Origin of the sequence: Dialister sp. (genome assembly GCF_051885895.1) — a bacterium.
Lineage (GTDB): Bacteria > Bacillota > Negativicutes > Veillonellales > Dialisteraceae > Dialister.
In genome coordinates this window covers 1-14,067 of the sequence record NZ_JBJEXP010000067.1, presented here as the reverse complement: position 1 = coordinate 14,067, position 14,067 = coordinate 1, and the positions used below count along the sequence as shown (strand labels likewise).

At 49.4% G+C, this 14,067-nt stretch carries 14 protein-coding genes and 6 tRNA genes; 16 read left to right on the top strand and 4 right to left on the bottom strand.

What is annotated here, in order from left to right; genetic code table 11:
* The 4 genes from ACI4N7_RS05560 to ACI4N7_RS05545 all read right to left on the bottom strand — a co-directional run.
* The coding region (locus ACI4N7_RS05560; RefSeq protein ID WP_439732370.1) for a hypothetical protein at positions 1–311 on the bottom strand (311 nt) is incomplete at its 3' end.
* Positions 312–352: 41 nt separating this feature from the next.
* On the bottom strand, positions 353–1,147 hold the full coding sequence (locus tag ACI4N7_RS05555; protein ID WP_439732369.1) for a carbon-nitrogen family hydrolase: 795 nt from the start codon (positions 1,145–1,147) through the stop codon (positions 353–355).
* A gap of 222 nt (positions 1,148–1,369) precedes the next feature.
* Positions 1,370–2,656 (bottom strand): M18 family aminopeptidase, encoded by a 1,287-nt coding sequence (locus ACI4N7_RS05550; RefSeq protein WP_439732368.1) that lies wholly within the window; start codon positions 2,654–2,656, stop codon positions 1,370–1,372.
* Entirely contained in the window at positions 2,656–3,039 is a 384-nt protein-coding gene (locus ACI4N7_RS05545; protein ID WP_439732367.1) for a hypothetical protein, read from the bottom strand. Before ACI4N7_RS05545 ends, ACI4N7_RS05550 begins: the two co-directional genes overlap by 1 nt.
* A gap of 210 nt (positions 3,040–3,249) precedes the next feature.
* Here ACI4N7_RS05545 and truA point away from each other — a divergent pair, with 210 nt between their 5' ends.
* The 16 genes from truA to ACI4N7_RS05465 form a co-directional block, all read left to right on the top strand.
* Positions 3,250–3,987, top strand: a complete 738-nt coding sequence (gene truA / locus ACI4N7_RS05540; protein ID WP_439732366.1) for a tRNA pseudouridine(38-40) synthase TruA — start codon at positions 3,250–3,252, stop codon at positions 3,985–3,987.
* Between the two features lie 248 nt (positions 3,988–4,235).
* Positions 4,236–4,327, top strand: a tRNA-Ser gene (locus ACI4N7_RS05535).
* A gap of 271 nt (positions 4,328–4,598) precedes the next feature.
* On the top strand, positions 4,599–5,834 hold the full coding sequence (locus ACI4N7_RS05530) for a pyridoxal phosphate-dependent aminotransferase (RefSeq protein WP_439732365.1): 1,236 nt from the start codon (positions 4,599–4,601) through the stop codon (positions 5,832–5,834).
* Between the two features lie 127 nt (positions 5,835–5,961).
* Positions 5,962–6,990 (top strand): threonine aldolase family protein, encoded by a 1,029-nt coding sequence (locus tag ACI4N7_RS05525; RefSeq protein WP_439732364.1) that lies wholly within the window; start codon positions 5,962–5,964, stop codon positions 6,988–6,990.
* A 239-nt stretch (positions 6,991–7,229) separates the two neighbouring features.
* The gene (locus ACI4N7_RS05520; RefSeq protein WP_439732363.1) at positions 7,230–8,039 is read left to right on the top strand and encodes an HAD family hydrolase; all 810 of its coding nucleotides are present in this window, start codon (positions 7,230–7,232) and stop codon (positions 8,037–8,039) included.
* A gap of 3 nt (positions 8,040–8,042) precedes the next feature.
* On the top strand, positions 8,043–8,948 hold the full coding sequence (rapZ, locus tag ACI4N7_RS05515) for an RNase adapter RapZ (RefSeq protein ID WP_439732362.1): 906 nt from the start codon (positions 8,043–8,045) through the stop codon (positions 8,946–8,948).
* 7 nt (positions 8,949–8,955) lie between these two features.
* On the top strand, positions 8,956–10,308 hold the full coding sequence (locus ACI4N7_RS05510) for a gluconeogenesis factor YvcK family protein (protein WP_439732361.1): 1,353 nt from the start codon (positions 8,956–8,958) through the stop codon (positions 10,306–10,308).
* The gene (whiA, locus tag ACI4N7_RS05505; protein ID WP_439732360.1) at positions 10,308–11,234 is read left to right on the top strand and encodes a DNA-binding protein WhiA; all 927 of its coding nucleotides are present in this window, start codon (positions 10,308–10,310) and stop codon (positions 11,232–11,234) included. Before ACI4N7_RS05510 ends, whiA begins: the two co-directional genes overlap by 1 nt.
* A 262-nt stretch (positions 11,235–11,496) precedes the next feature.
* The gene (locus tag ACI4N7_RS05500) at positions 11,497–12,552 is read left to right on the top strand and encodes a hypothetical protein (RefSeq protein ID WP_439732359.1); all 1,056 of its coding nucleotides are present in this window, start codon (positions 11,497–11,499) and stop codon (positions 12,550–12,552) included.
* 146 nt (positions 12,553–12,698) lie between these two features.
* A complete protein-coding gene (locus ACI4N7_RS05495; protein WP_439732358.1) occupies positions 12,699–12,941 on the top strand; it encodes a DUF951 domain-containing protein in 243 nt (80 codons plus the stop codon).
* A gap of 242 nt (positions 12,942–13,183) precedes the next feature.
* Positions 13,184–13,259: transfer RNA gene (locus tag ACI4N7_RS05490), tRNA-Thr, on the top strand.
* Positions 13,260–13,262: 3 nt separating this feature from the next.
* Positions 13,263–13,347, top strand: a tRNA-Tyr gene (locus tag ACI4N7_RS05485).
* A gap of 5 nt (positions 13,348–13,352) precedes the next feature.
* A tRNA-Met gene (locus ACI4N7_RS05480) sits at positions 13,353–13,428 on the top strand.
* Between the two features lie 27 nt (positions 13,429–13,455).
* Positions 13,456–13,531, top strand: a tRNA-Thr gene (locus tag ACI4N7_RS05475).
* A gap of 1 nt (position 13,532) precedes the next feature.
* A tRNA-Met gene (locus ACI4N7_RS05470) sits at positions 13,533–13,609 on the top strand.
* 223 nt (positions 13,610–13,832) lie between these two features.
* On the top strand, positions 13,833–14,067 hold a 235-nt coding region (locus ACI4N7_RS05465; protein ID WP_439732357.1), incomplete at its 3' end, for a GTP-binding protein.

Below are 14,067 nucleotides of genomic sequence, written 5' to 3'. Positions count from 1 at the left end.
GGAATGCCAAGGCTTCGGGCCAGTGCATCACCGGCTGCGGTGCCGGACAGGACATATTCGCCTTTTTCCAGCTGTAACGTGCCGTTCAGAATGGCAGTACCGATGGAATCGGGAAATGATATATTCTCGCGGGGAGAAGCGCCGCTCATATTTTCCATAAGTTCTGCGGCATGATTAAAAACAGTATTTGTAGGAGAAATCAGAAGATTCTGGCTGTAAACAAGAAATCCGATTCCTGTGAGGATAGCCAGAAGAAGGGCATATTCGATTATATTCTGGCCCTTCTTCCCTGGTGGTCTGCTGCTTTTCATCATTAATCACCCTTATGTTTTTATCAAAGAAGAAATGGATTTTACTGGACCCTGTCCCAGTCAGGCCGCCGGTCACGGAATACATTAATCTGGGTACGTACTTCCTGGATCACATCGGTATCTACACGGCCGAAGGCGATGTCTTCGTCACTTTCCAGATGGCAGATATCCTCGCCCCAGGGATCCAGCAGCAGGGAAGCGCCGGCATAGTCCGTATCTCCCGATCTTCCTGCCTGGTTCACGGCAGCCAGGTAGAACTGGTTTTCAATGGCTCTGGCCCGGTTCAGCGTAACCCAGTGGTGGTTCCTGATTTTGGGCCAGGCGGCAGGAACAAAGAAAAGATCCACTCCGGCGAGAGCTTCCCGACGGATAAGTTCCGGGAACCGGATATCATAGCAGATGGCCATAGAGCAGGTAAGACCGTCCAGGGTGAAATGGGACAGGTGGTTTCCCATGCGGAAGTAGCCGGGCTCCCCGGACAGGGAGAAGCCATGTATTTTATCATAGGTGGAAACCAGGCTTCCCTTTCGGTCAAAGACGTAGGAACGGTTGTAAATATCGGTTCCCTCTTTTACTGCTGTGGTGCCGCCTACAATATTGACCTGGAAGCGGGACGCTGTGGAAGAGAGAAGGGCACAGGTTTCCTTTCCTTCATCATCCGCCAGGGCAGACAGGTTTTCCTTAGGGAAAAAGCCGGTATTCCATGTTTCCGGAAGCACCAGAATATCCGGCTTCTTCTCCATGGCTTTTTCCATCAGTTCTTTGGCATGAGCAAAATTTACCGTGGGATTTCCCATCTCTACATGCATCTGTATCAGTGCGATTCGTAATTTCATGGATAAACCTCCTGCGTATTATAACGGGCTGGCAGCATATGAGCTCTTCCCGGGAAGTAAACGAAAGCTGCAGAATGGAGAATGGCGGCGCCGTTCAATGAGAAAAGACGCCGGGCTGCGAAGGGAAAACAGGTATCTTCTTTAAAGGCTGTCAATCTCCTTTTTCCTCATTATAGCATTAAAAAAGGGAATAACAAAAAAACCTCCCGAAGGAGGTTTTTGTTATTCAAAGAATCGAATGGACGCATTCACCAGATAAGCGGTATCCAGGGTTCCGGCCGTTTCGTAGGAAGAATGCATGGCCAGCTGGGCCAGTCCTATATCTACGGTGGGCATGGATACCCGGGTGTTGGAAATGTTTCCCAGGGTAGAACCGCCGGGATTGTCACTCCTGTTGGTAAAAGTCTGTACAGGAATGGAAAGCTCTGCGCACAGCTCCTTGAAGCGGGCGGCAGAGAGCGCATCGGTGGCGTACCGCTGCTGGGCATTGTATTTAATGACGATGCCGCCGTTGATGGAAGGCCGATTGACAGGATCCGCATATTCCGGATGGTTGGGATGAATGCTGTGGGCATTGTCGGCGGAAATCATAAAGCTTCCTGCAATCATGGCCATGGTTTCATCATAGGTGAAGCCCAGAGACAGGGAAAGCCGGGTAAGCACATTGCAGAGGAAAGGAGAACCTGCTCCCTGGGCGGTGCCGCTTCCTACCTCCTCGTTGTCAAAGAGGGCATACACGGAAATGTACTTTTCCTTTTTTCCCCGCATGAATCCGCGGAAAGAGGAGAAGGCACACTGCAGGTCATCCAGTTTGGGGGAGGAAATAAATTCTTTTTCTTCGCCCCACAGGGTGCCCGGGACACGGCTGTAAAGGTAGAGATCATGGGCCAGGATATCTTCCTTCTTTACCCCGGCAGAAGCAGCAATGACGTCCATAAAAGAGGTCTTCCCGGAGGAAAGGCCATAGAGAGGAAGCAGATCGGTCTGTACATTCCAGTCTTTTTTGTGATTTACATTCCGGTCCATATGAATGGCTACGGAAGGAATCACCAGCATGGTTCCGTCTACGGCAGCCAGCTTCTGGGCCAGATGGCCGTTTTCCTTCACAATAAGCCGCCCTGCTGCCGAGAGAGGACGATCCAGCCAGGTGGACATGATCATGCCGCCGTAGGCTTCCACGTTCAGCTTTACATAGGGACCTTCTTTGATTTCCGGATTTTCTTTGATTTTAAAGCAGGGGGAATCGGCATGGGAGGCCATAATGTGGAAGGCCCGGCCGCCTTCTTCAGGAACAGTAAAGGCAATAAGGGCGCTGCCGTTTCGGGTAACCACATACTTTCCGCCTTTTTCTATGTGCCAGGCATCTTCTTCTCTGATTTCGGTGAAACCGGAATAAAGAAGAGCTTCCTTTATGCCGTGAACGGCATGAAAAACAGAAGGGGAGCGGGCGATGAAATGAATCAGATTTTCGCCGACCTCTACCGGAGTTTCAGGTTTTTCCACATTCATTATTTTTTATGGTTCACCTTTCTCTGGTAAACATCTTCCGCCATTTTAGCCCGCTGGCGAATGACCGGATTGTTGGTGTTGATGGAGGTAGGAGTGAAGTTGCTGGTGTAGTGCAGGGATTTGGTTTCCTTTTCCATTTCTACTACCTGAATGGTTCCGGCAGTACGGTCATAGGCATAGGTGTAGGTGCAGGTGCCGCCGTCAATGGCTTCAACGGCTACGAAATGCAGGATTTCATGGCCGTTGGTGGTGGTCTTTACGCTGGTTTCATCCATATCAATGGAAATGGTATCATTATATTTCCAGTAGTTTTCTGCAGAAACCGTCATGGTACCTGCAGCAATGGCTGCTGCCATTCCCAGGGCAATCATCATCTTTTTCATAGAGGTTCTCACTTTCCCGGGATCACAACGGTCCCGTTACATACAATGAAATCGATATAATCGATAGTATTATTATAACATATGTGAAGAAGAGACAAAAAGGGGATAAGTGGACCGGCGGGCGGGTAAAACGATCCGCTTACTTTCAGCCTTTGCTATAATATGATAAATGGTTATGCATATGACTGCAGATGAAAGGGTGGGCGCAGAATGAATTACGGATTCATCGTTTCCTATGATGGAAGCCGCTATGAAGGCTGGCAGCGGCAGACGCGGACACGGGAAACCATTCAGGGGAAGCTGGAAGAAACGCTGGAAAAGATAACAGGAGAAAAGGCGCAGGTCATCGGCGCCGGCAGAACCGATGCAGGCGTTCATGCCCTGGGACAGTATGCCAATGTGCATCTGAAGAAGAAACAGGATATTCATGCTCTGCAGGATGCCTGGAACCGGGCACTTCCCGATGATATTTCCATTCACGGTCTGGAAGAAAAGGAGGAGCGGTTCCACAGCCGTTTTTCAGCCGGGGAAAAACATTACCGCTATCGTATCCGCACAGGAGCGGAAAAGAATGTATTTGAACGGCGCTATATATGGCAGCTGGGAGAAGAGCTGGATAGTAGAGCTATGAAAGAAGGGGCCGCTCTTCTGAAGGGAACCCATGATTTTACTTCCTTCTGCGGAAATAAACATTTCAAGAAATCGGCGGTCCGTTCTCTGCACGATATTACGATTTCCCTTTCCGGCGGAGAGCTGACGCTGGACTTCCGGGGCGACGGATTTCTGCAGAATATGATCCGCATAATGACCGGCACATTGGTGGAAATCGGAGAAGGGAAGAAAAAGCCGGAAGATATTCCCGCCATTCTGGCGGCAAAAGACCGTTCAAAGGCCGGGTTTACCGCACCGCCTCAGGGACTCTGCCTGGTGGAAGTGCTGTATGAATGAAGAATCCTTTCAGCAGGGAAAGGCCTGTCTGTCTCTACTCTGAGAGAAGATTCCGTTTTCCCGCTGCTTTTTCTATGGAGAGAGTGTTTTCCTGATATCCTTGTGAAATATCCCTGTCAAAGGATCTGGAAAAAAATTTTCTAAAAACTGCTTGACATATACTGCCTCGATTGGTATACTACATAAGTCAGTCAACCACTGGCAAACAAAATAAGGCGCTGGCCGTAAGGCCAGGGGATAAGCAGCATGGAGAGGTGTCCGAGCGGTTTAAGGTGCATGATTGGAAATCATGTTGCCGGCGAATACCGGCACGGGGGTTCGAATCCCCCTCTCTCCGCCACAGCGAAAGCTCTGTCAGAAATGGCAGAGCTTTTTTCGTGCTTCTTTTACCGGCATTGCAGCGGGAAAAGCACAAAAGGACATTTTGGCCGATTCATGGACCTGCGCATTTCCTGACAATTGCGGCTGATGGAAAATAGACCGTCGCTGCAGCAGCAGCCTTCCGCCTGCAGAACCGTCAACTGAACTATCTGAATCCCTGTTTCCAAAATTCCTTGATGGCATAATAGGAAAAACGGTATATAATAATAAACGTATGGAAGCATGCATTTATGGAATCATGCATTGTAAAAGAAGAACAGGAAGGGATTAAGATGAAAATTTCACAGAGAGCCTTAAGCTTGACCACGTCTCCTATTCGTAAGCTGGGACCCTATGCCCGGGAAGCGGAAAAAGCGGGAAAGAAGATTTACCATCTGAATATCGGACAGCCGGATATTGAAACACCGCCCCAGTTTATGGATGCGATCAGAAAATTTGACAAGAAGACAGTAGCCTATGGACCTTCCCAGGGGGATATGAACCTCATTCACCAGATTCAGAAGTACTATAAGGAATGGGGCATGGAATACAGTGAAAAGGATATTTATATCACTGCCGGCGGAAGCGAAGCTCTGGAAATAGCAGCCCTGGCTCTCTGTGATCCGGGAGATGAAATCCTGGTATTTGAACCTTTTTATGCCAACTATAATTCTTTTGCCAAAATTGCAGGGGCAAATGTAAGGGCCGTTCCGACCAGCGCAGAAAGCGGATACCGTCTGCCGGATCAGAAAACGGTGGAGCAGTATATTACCAACAAAACCCGTCTGATTCTGCTGACCAACCCCGGCAACCCTACCGGCGTAGTTTATACCAAAGCGGAAATGGATATGATTGCATCGGTGGTCAAGAAACACGGACTGGCTCTTATTGCCGATGAAGTGTATCGCGAATTTGTTTACGACGGCGCCTATACCAGCTTTGGCACCTATGATGATCTGGCAGATAACCTGATCATTGTGGATTCCGTATCCAAGAGGTACAGCGCCTGCGGTGCCCGCATCGGATGCCTGCTCTGCAAAAATGAAGAATTTACCTCCCAGGTGAATAAATTCTGCCAGGCTCGCCTCTGCGTGCCTACGGTGGAACAGGTGGGAGCCGCTGCTCTTTATGACACGCCGAAGTCCTATCTGGAACAGGTGAACAGGGAATACAAAAAGCGCCGTGATACCATTGCGGCCGGTCTTGCCGCCATTCCCGGCGTTATTTCCTCGGACCCCAAGGGAGCTTTCTATGTTATGGTGAAGCTGCCGGTGGATGATGCGGAAAAGTTTGCCATCTGGATGCTGAAGGACTTTGATGTAAATGGTGAAACGGTAATGATTGCTCCGGGAAACGGATTCTATGCAGAACCGGGCAAAGGTGTGGATGAAGCCCGCCTGGCCTATGTGCTGAACTGCGATGATCTGAAAAGAGCCATCGAGCTTCTTGGTGAAGGACTTAAAGCTTATCCGGGAAGAAAAATCTGATTTCATAGACACATACAAACGTGAAACTGCCTGGCAGTTTCACGTTTTTGTTTTTGTAAAATGGTTTGCAGAATCACTTCCTGCTGATATACAATATGTCCAAAAAGAAAAGGAAAGGAAGAACAGAATGGAAAAACTATATTTCGCTTCCGATTACATGGAAACGGCAGCGCCGGAAATTATAGAAGAACTGGGAAAACTGCAGGGCAGGAAGCTGACGGGATACGGCTCCGATGTGATTTCCGCATCGGCCAGAGACAAGATCAGGGCTGCTGCCGGAGTACCGGAGGGAGAGGTGTATTTTCTGGTGGGAGGCACCCAGACCAATGCGGTGGTGATTGACACCATGCTCAGACCCTATGAGGGCGTCATTGCAGCAGACACCGGACATGTATCCGTTCATGAAGCAGGTGCGATCGAATACGGCGGCCACAAAGTGCTGGAAATTCCATCTGTGGAAGGAAAAATCAGGGCAGAACAGATCGGAAAACTGGCGGAAGCGTATTGGAATGATGAAAATCATGAGCATATGGTCATGCCGGGCATGGTGTATATATCCCAGCCTACGGAATATGGCACCCTCTACAGTCTTTCCGAACTGGAATCGATCAGTGCGGTTTGCCGGAAATGGAAACTGGCTCTCTATATAGACGGTGCCCGTTTGGCCTATGGCCTTTCGGCAGAAGACAATGATGCCACTCTGGCGGACCTTGCACGGCTCACGGATGTTTTCTATATTGGCGGGACCAAGTGCGGCGCCCTTCTGGGAGAAGCGGTGGTGTTCTCGAAGAAGGGGAGAGTTCCCCATTTCTTCACCATGGTGAAACAGCATGGTGCGCTTCTGGCCAAAGGCTGGGCGGCAGGCCTTCAGTTCGATACCCTTTTTACCGGCGGGCTTTATGAAAAACTGGGCAGGAATGGAGACGAAAAGGCTGATCGTATCCGCAGAGCACTGGATGAAAAAGGCTATGTGCAGGAAATAAGAAACAGGACAAACCAGATTTTCATCACCCTGACCGGAGAAAAGGCCCGGGAGCTTTCTGAAAAAGTGGAACTGGGATTCTGGGAGAACAAAGGAGATCAGGTGGTTATGCGCATTGCCACCTCCTGGGCGACTACCGATGAAGAAACGGACAGGCTGATAGAGCTGCTGTAATTCATGCCGCCAAGCGGTAAAAATACGAGGGAATGAAGCATGGCGGCAAGGATCGTCGGCGGTTTTATCGAATGACTCCTTTTCCACGTCTTCGGGCGTTTCCTTCTATGGTATAATAAAGAAAACTCCTTCCATGAAGGAGCAGCACATCATGATGATCAAAAACTCAGGCATCCGGCAGGGCGCCGTCACAGCCTTCAGCCTGAGAATTCTTTATTTCATAAAACAAGGAGCATGCCATGTCTTCGATTCAGATGATAGCCATCGATTTGGATGATACCCTTCTTCGGGATGATATTTCAATTTCAGAATATACGAAAAACGTGCTGGGCAGGGCTATGAACCGGGGCGTAAAAATTGTTATTGCTACGGGACGCATGTTCCAGGCGGCCCGTCCCTGGGGGAAAGCAATCGGCCTTGGAGATGTACCGATGATCTGTTATACCGGTTCCATGACCGGACTCTGCGAAAGCGGAAAAATCATAAGGGACGTGCGGATTGAAAAACAGGTGGCCCAGTCCATTCTCTCAGATATCAGAAGCCACGGCTGGTATGCGCATACTTATATTGATGATGAACTGTATGTACCTTTCCGTGACTGGCGCACCGATGAGTATGAAAAGCAGTGCGGCGTCAAAGCCCATGTGGCGGGGGATGATTTCTGGCATCCGGCAAAAGCACCCACGAAAATCCTTGTATGCGAATATGATGCAGAGAAAATGAGGAAAGTGGAAGATTTTTTAAAGGGAAAATATGGACATCTGGTAAACCAGGTGAAGTCAAAGCCCTTTTTCTTTGAAATGAACAACCCTGAATGCTCCAAGGGAAAGGCAGTCATGGCACTGGCGGAAAGCTGGGGAATTTCTCCGGATCATGTCATGACTTTTGGAAACGGGAATAATGATGTTTCCATGCTTTCCCTGACACCCTGGTCCTTTGCTGTGGCAAATGGAACGGCAGGTGCCAAACAAGCTGCTGCCCATGAGACCTTATCCAACAACGAGGACGGGGTGGCGAGAGCAGTAGAGACCTATGTACTGGAGGGATGAACGATGCAGGATGATTTCCGCTTTGTCATTATTACCGGCATGAGCGGTGCCGGTAAAACCAATTTCATGCAGAAACTGGAGGATATGGGCTATTACTGCGTAGATAATCTCCCTCCCGTGCTTATTGCCCGCTTTGCTGATCTGTGCTGGAAAAGTACGTCCAATACCCGCCATGTGGCAGTGGTCACCGATATCCGCGGCGGTTCCTTCTTTGATGCTCTTCCCCAGGCACTGGATGAATTGAAGAAAAGGGGCATTCCTCACGAAGTGGTTTTCCTGGAAGCTTCCGATGAAGCCCTGGTGCGCCGTTATATGGAAACCAGGCGGCAGCATCCTCTGGCTAAAAATATGCGGATACAGGAAGGAATTGCTGCGGAAAGAAAGATTTTGGCCGGCATCCGAGCTCAGGCAGATGTGATTGTCGATACCACTGCCATGAAGACCGGCGATTTGAAGGAATACCTTTCCAGCCGGTTCGGCGTGGATGGAAGCAGTACGGAAATGCAGATTACCGTATTTTCCTTTGGCTTTAAATATGGCATTCCCATTGATGCGGACATGGTGATCGATGTGCGCTTCCTGCCCAATCCTTTCTATGTGCCGGCCTATAAATACTCTACCGGCCGGGTGAAGGAAGTGGCCGACTATATTGAAAAAGCGCCGGTTACCCGAGAATTTCTGGTGAAGCTCTATGATTTCATGGACTTTATGGTAGACCGCTTCCGAAAATCGGGAAAGACACAGTTTACCATTGCCATCGGCTGCACCGGCGGTATGCACCGCTCTGTTTTCGTAACGGAAAAACTGGGAAACCATTTGAAAGAAAGATTCGGGCATGTCAATGTGGAACACAGAGACCTGCATAGAAATCACATAGAGCATGATGTGACGGATTCTTCGGAAGGATGAGGTTTTGATGAAACATTTCATGCAGTGGCTCCGCCCCGGTCTTGCTATCAAGCGGTGGATGGTTCTCTTTTCTCTGGGAATCCTCTTTCTGGTGTTCGGTGCCACGTTGATACTTAATTACCAGATCTTTGGCATCCTGGAAGAAAAGATGCTTCTTTTCGCTTTTCAGGCCACTGGAAGCTACAGCTATACCTTCCTGGCCGTGTGCGGCACTCTTTTCGTCATCCTGGGCCTGTGGATCATGATGACGGCTGTCCGGAAGCTGATGAAGCGGTTTGTAGAGCTTCTGGCACCGGATCAGAAGGAAGTATCAAAAAAGCTTCTTTCCCGGATGGAGCTTTCCCGGGGAGCCAGAGTCGTTGCCATCGGCGGCGGCCATGGACTTTCCATGCTTCTCCGTGGATTGAAAAATAAAACATCCAATATTACCGCCATTGTGACAGTGGCTGATGACGGCGGATCTTCCGGCAGGCTGCGGGAAGAAATGGGGATTATTGCGCCCGGTGATCTGCGAAACTGCCTGGTGGCTCTGGCTGACAAGGAAACGGTATTGGAGCAGATTTTCCAGTACCGCTTTGGCGGAGAAGGAGAGCTGGCAGGACACAGCCTGGGAAATCTTTTCCTGGCAGCCCTGATCAAGCAGTTCGGCAGCGTGCAGAATGCACTGGAGGCAGCAAGCAAGGTTCTGAATATTCGAGGGCAGGTCATGCCTGCCACATCCCAGAGAGTACGCCTACGGGCAAAAATGTCCGATGGGGAAATTGTAGAAGGAGAATCGGAAATTTCCGCTTACCCTCAGAAGAAGGGAAGAGAAGTGCGGATTGTCCATATGACCACGGTGCCCCGGGCGCCTATGGCCGTAGGCGGTGCGCTGGAAGCCATCAAGAAGGCGGATCTGATTACCCTGGGGCCGGGAAGCCTGTATACCTCCGTACTGCCTAATCTGCTGGTGCCGGAAATTCTGCAGGCAATACGGGAAAGCGGAGCGCCTGTCCTTTACATCTGCAATGTTATGACCCAGCCCGGCGAGACCACCGGCTATACGGTGGGAGACCATCTGAAAGCCCTGATTGACCATATCGGCGGCGGAGTGGTGGACTTTGTGCTGGCCAACAACGGCACGCCTTCCCAGGAGGTACTGAAAAAGTATGAAAAGGCTCATGCTTATCCCGTCACCATAGACAGGAAGAAAGTGGAGTCCCTGGGAGCGGCTCTCATTGAAACAGATCTGCTGGGAACAGCCAGGGAAGCGGTTCAGGATACAGAAGTGCTTTCCAATGAAATCGTACGGATTCATAATCTGCTTCAGGCCAAGATTGCGCCGGAAGCATTGGAAGATTATCTGAAGAGGAGTCATTAATGTCATTTACAGAACAGGTAAAGAATGAGCTGGCCCGTATTCGTAGGGAGGAAAAGTCCTGCCGTACGGCGGAACTGCTGGCACTCCTGCGCATGAGCGGCTCTTTCATTACCGGATCCCGTGGACGGTGGGGACTTGAGTTTTCTACCGGAAACAGTGCCGTGGCCCGCAGAGTGCTGGTCTATCTGAAAAAAGATTTCGGGTTTATGCCCAGTGCCATGGTGCGCCAGGGGCGGCGGCTCCGGAAGAAAAATGTATATACCCTGGTGGTGGAGCCTTCTGAAAAGGGCCTATCCTTCCTGGATACCATGGGACTTTCTCCTATGGCCGGCGTGGATGACAGCCGTTTTCTGGAGACGCCGGAGGAAAAAAGGGCCTACCTGGCCGGAGCCTTCCTGGGCGGCGGTTCTGTGAGCCGGCCCCAGAGTGACTACCACCTGGAAATGGTGACCCAGTCCCTTCGATTTGCAGAAGAAATTGTCAGAACCATGGCATCCTTCAAAATGAATGCCCGCATGACAGATCGAAAAAATGATTATATTGTATATATAAAGGATGGAGACGAAGTATCTGAGTTTCTGCAGATTGTAGGCGCCAGCCAGAGCTACCTGGACTTTGAAAGCGTTCGGGTGGTGAAGGATATGAGAAACCGGGTAAACCGGCAGGTGAACTGCGAAACGGCCAATCTGCAGAAAACGGTGGACGCTGCCGTACACCAGACCCACATGGTGCAGCAGCTTCTGGAAAGGAATACCCTTTCCTCCCTTTCTCCCAAGATCAGGGAAGCCTGCGAACTGCGCCTGGCCAATCCCAACGCCAGCCTTGCCGAGCTGGCAGCCATCTGCGGCATTACAAAGTCCGGTCTGGCTCACCGTTTCAAAAAAATAGAATCCATGGCACAGGCCCTGGAAGAAACGACAGGCTGAAATATAAAAGAGGCCTGCGGTGCCCTTTAACATTGTCAATGCTCTCTCTTATGCCACTGGCGCTTTTTTCACAGGAGAAATGACTCACTATGATTTGCGCATTGCTTATGTAATCCTGCCAGCAGTATATTCATGAGAGAAAACAGTAAGACTGATTTATGACGCCGGCATCCTCGTGATGCAGGTGCATTAAAACCGATTTTCAGAAACCGGAGTGAAACAAGCCTTAAAATATAGAAATATAGAAAAGAAGACCATCATTATGTCCATAGTAAAAAATTCCATAAAAACACTGACCACCGCTGTGATGCTGGCGGCAGGCTTTACCGCCTACGCCGCATCGCCGGTGGATGAAACTTATACAACCCTTCCTCTGTCGGAAACAAAGACAGAGGGAACTCTTATTTTTTCTGACTGTCCGGAATATGCAGATAAGACAGGCATTCTTTATGAAGGAACAGTGAAACCGGGCAAAGGAAGAGTTTACTATTACCATGTAAATGAAACAGGCGGACCGGCCCGGCTTCTGGTGTATGCAAAAGCAGATAAAAAGCAGTCGCTGACCGTAACCCGAAGAATCAAGGGGGATGCCAGCAGCAGCTATATTCCCACCGGTGCAACGCTTTCTTTCCGGGAAGCGGTAGGAGATGGGGTGGAAAGCGAAAAAATACAGCTGGAGCCTAAAAAGAAAATCGTCCTTTATGAAGATGACAGGAATGGTATTGCAGAAGACAACCTGGTCAGCGGAATCGTAGAAATAGAAACCGATAAGCCTGTGACCCTGGGGACGGCTATCCTTTCTGACGGAGATGACAAAGATGTGCAGAAAGCACTGGAACAGGCAGTCCCGCTTCCACCGGATACTCATGAAATGAGAGGCACCTTTGCCAGGGATATTTATCTGGAAAACAAAGCCTGGAATTTCAGCCAGGGTCCGGCGGAAATTTCCGTAGGCAACTCCTATCCTTTCCAGAAGGGAATGGATGAAGTAAGCCATGTGGAAAGAGAAAATACGGGAGATTACGGAGTGACCTACCATATTACTTTCCATAATAAAGGAGAAGGAAAATATCATCTGTATATCAATGCCCAGGGGGGAGTGTACATGGGGACCTTCCAGGCAGGCACCAATCCACGGCTTCTCCGCATGTACCGCACTGATGACCGGCTGGGGCGACGCTGGTTCGGCAATGGGACAGAACGGGACTACATTTCCTGCGGTACCTGGGATATGGGAAAGGATCTCTACATCCGCTTTATTCCCGCCGGAGCAGCCTACCTGCCCGTCCGCTTCCTCATGGTGCCGGAAAAGCAGTGAAATCATAAAAACTGCGTTTACAGGGGATCATCGGCTTTTGATTTCACGACGCAGCATTTCCCGGTGATGCCGGATAACTGAGAAACCGGGTGCACCGGTTTCCCGTTTTACTCTCAATTACTATGTTTAACAAAGGAGACTTCAACATGAAATTCATTCAGTTTCGTATCGGTGATATTGTACAGATGAAGAAAAAACATCCCTGCGGCAGCCAGGAATGGGAAGTGCTCCAGCTGGGAAGCGATATGAGAATCAAATGCTGCGGCTGCGGTCATATCGTTCTGATTCCAAGACCAAAATTCCTGAAGGGAGCGAAAAAGGTGCTGAACCGGGATGTTACACAGGATACGCCTCTGGCTAAGAGAACGGAGGAATCAACAGAAGGCTGAGAGATTTTCCTGCAGCAGAGAGGATAAAAAAACAACTCTTTCCCGCTCTGTACCCCTGAAATACAGGACAGCAGGAAAGTCAATTTCCTGCCTCTTATTTCAAGAAAATGTAAAAAAGGGGTAGACAGAGCAGGACGATAATGCTATAATCTATAAACGTGATGAGGACAAACCTCTGAGCGAGCAAAAAAGTTCTTGACAAGCTGAATGAAATTGTGTATAATAACTTTCGTCACTTGCGTGCTGGCGTAGCTCAGTTGGTAGAGCAGCTGATTTGTAATCAGCAGGTCGTAGGTTCAAGTCCTATTGCCAGCTCCATATGGGCGGATTCCCGAGTGGTTAAAGGGAGCAGACTGTAAATCTGCCGGCTTTGCCTTCATAGGTTCGAATCCTATTCCGCCCACCAAATATCGCGGGGTGGAGCAGTTGGTAGCTCGTCGGGCTCATAACCCGAAGGTCGCAGGTTCAAGTCCTGCCCCCGCCACCATGTTAATTATTTCCTATATATAGATGTGCTGATATAGCTCAGTTGGTAGAGCGTATCCTTGGTAAGGATAAGGTCACCAGTTCAATCCTGGTTATCAGCTCCATGGCGGCTTAGCTCAGTTGGCTAGAGCAAGCGGTTCATACCCGCTGTGTCCGGAGTTCAAATCTCTGAGCCGCCACCAAACACCGTAGAAAAGAGTTCTCCTAGGAGAGCTCTTTTTACTGTTATCTTTCCGGGATCTGTATGGTAAGACAGCCTGTGAAGGAAAAGCAGAAACCTTCAGTTTTTTAGAAAATGCTGGTGGAATTGCGCTCTATTTCTTGTTTCCCGTTGACTTTCAATGTATAATAAATAAAGCGCAAATCTATTTTTGCAAATTCTTTTTTGTATAAGGAGAGAAAGAAATGGCAAAAGCTCATTACGAAAGAACAAAACCGCATGTTAACATCGGCACCATCGGTCACGTCGATCACGGTAAAACAACCCTGACCGCCGCTATCACCAAAGTACTGTCTGAAGAAGGCAAAGCAAACTTCCTGGATTATGCTTCCATTGATAAAGCACCGGAAGAAAGAGCGCGCGGCATCACAATCAACACCTCCACCGTTGAATATGAAACCGAAAAACGTCATTATGCAC

What these genes read in the sequence shown, in the direction of transcription:
- ACI4N7_RS05545 (WP_439732367.1), bottom strand. Translation starts at nt 3,039, where the DNA reads ATGAAAAAGATGATGATTGCCCTGGGAATGGCAGCAGCCATTGCTGCA.
- ACI4N7_RS05550 (WP_439732368.1), bottom strand. Translation starts at nt 2,656, where the DNA reads ATGAATGTGGAAAAACCTGAAACTCCGGTAGAGGTCGGCGAAAATCTG.
- rapZ (WP_439732362.1), top strand. Translation starts at nt 8,043, where the DNA reads ATGCAGGATGATTTCCGCTTTGTCATTATTACCGGCATGAGCGGTGCC.
- ACI4N7_RS05495 (WP_439732358.1), top strand. Translation starts at nt 12,699, where the DNA reads ATGAAATTCATTCAGTTTCGTATCGGTGATATTGTACAGATGAAGAAA.
- ACI4N7_RS05555 (WP_439732369.1), bottom strand. Translation starts at nt 1,147, where the DNA reads ATGAAATTACGAATCGCACTGATACAGATGCATGTAGAGATGGGAAAT.
- truA (WP_439732366.1), top strand. Translation starts at nt 3,250, where the DNA reads ATGAATTACGGATTCATCGTTTCCTATGATGGAAGCCGCTATGAAGGC.
- ACI4N7_RS05500 (WP_439732359.1), top strand. Translation starts at nt 11,497, where the DNA reads ATGTCCATAGTAAAAAATTCCATAAAAACACTGACCACCGCTGTGATG.
- ACI4N7_RS05530 (WP_439732365.1), top strand. Translation starts at nt 4,599, where the DNA reads ATGGAATCATGCATTGTAAAAGAAGAACAGGAAGGGATTAAGATGAAA.
- ACI4N7_RS05510 (WP_439732361.1), top strand. Translation starts at nt 8,956, where the DNA reads ATGAAACATTTCATGCAGTGGCTCCGCCCCGGTCTTGCTATCAAGCGG.
- ACI4N7_RS05525 (WP_439732364.1), top strand. Translation starts at nt 5,962, where the DNA reads ATGGAAAAACTATATTTCGCTTCCGATTACATGGAAACGGCAGCGCCG.
- whiA (WP_439732360.1), top strand. Translation starts at nt 10,308, where the DNA reads ATGTCATTTACAGAACAGGTAAAGAATGAGCTGGCCCGTATTCGTAGG.
- ACI4N7_RS05520 (WP_439732363.1), top strand. Translation starts at nt 7,230, where the DNA reads ATGTCTTCGATTCAGATGATAGCCATCGATTTGGATGATACCCTTCTT.